The organism is Arthrobacter sp. Y3223164, assembly GCF_059091005.1.
Genome location: NZ_JBNHGF010000633.1, coordinates 1 through 1,074, shown reverse-complemented (window position 1 = coordinate 1,074; position 1,074 = coordinate 1). Strand labels below are relative to the sequence as shown.

Below are 1,074 nucleotides of genomic sequence, written 5' to 3'. Positions count from 1 at the left end.
ACGGCGCCGTCCCGGTGGCCCGGGCCGCACTGGAAGCCGGTGCGTCCTGGCTGGGCGTTGCGCACTTCACCGAGGGGTTGGCCCTTCGCGCGGCGGGCATCGATGCCCCCATCCTGGCCTGGCTGCACACCCCGGACACGGACTTCGCCGCGGGAATCGAGGCGGGGATCGACGTCGGCGTGTCCGGTTGGGAACTCGAGCCGGTGGTCAAGGCGGCACGGCGGCTCGAACGGCCGGCACGCGTGCACCTGAAGATCGATACCGGGCTGGGTCGCAACGGCTGCCCGCCGGCGCTCTGGGAGGACCTGGTCAACCGGGCCGTGGAGTACCAGGAACAGGGGCTGCTGCGGGTGGTCGGCGTCTTCTCCCACCTGGCGGTCGCCGACGAACCGCACCGGCCGGAGACGGACGAGCAGGTGGACCGCTTCCGCGAGGCTGTAGCGGTGGCCGAGAACGCGGGGCTGGACCTGGAGGTCCGCCATCTGGCCAACACGCCCGGTACGCTCAGCCGCCCGGACGCGCACTTCGACATGGTCCGCGTGGGGCTGGGCATTTACGGGCTCTCGCCCTTCGAGGGGCAGACCCCCGAGGAACTCGGGCTGGTTCCGGCCATGACGTTGCGCGCACGGGTGGCCAACTGCAAGCAGGTGCCCAGCGGCCAAGGCGTCTCCTATGGGCTCAGCTACCTGACCTCCGGGCCGACCACGCTGGTGCTGGTACCGCTGGGCTATGCGGACGGCATCCCGCGCAGCGCCGCCAACGTCCAGGTGTCCATCCGCGGCCGCCGCTATGACGTGGTGGGCCGGGTGGCCATGGACCAGTTCGTGGTGGACCTGAGGACCACCGACGCCGGAGACCTCGTGGGCGAGGAAGTGATCGTTTTCGGGCCGGGCCGGGACGTCCCGGACGCCCAGGACTGGGCGGCGGGCGCCGGCACCATCAACTACGAGATCGTCACCCGCGTCAGCCAGCGGGTCCCGCGCTACTACACCGAAACCGCCGACGAACAGGAGGGCGGCGACGCCGGCACTCCGGCGGCCGCGGCACCCGGAGTCACGGCGTCCGCGGCCGAGC

General features: G+C 72.0%; 1 protein-coding gene. It reads left to right on the top strand.

Features of this window, described 5'->3' with window-relative positions; translation table 11 throughout:
* Positions 1–1,074 (top strand): alanine racemase (gene alr, locus AC5RUJ_RS17015; RefSeq protein ID WP_494156334.1); only part of this gene is annotated, 1,074 nt, incomplete at both ends.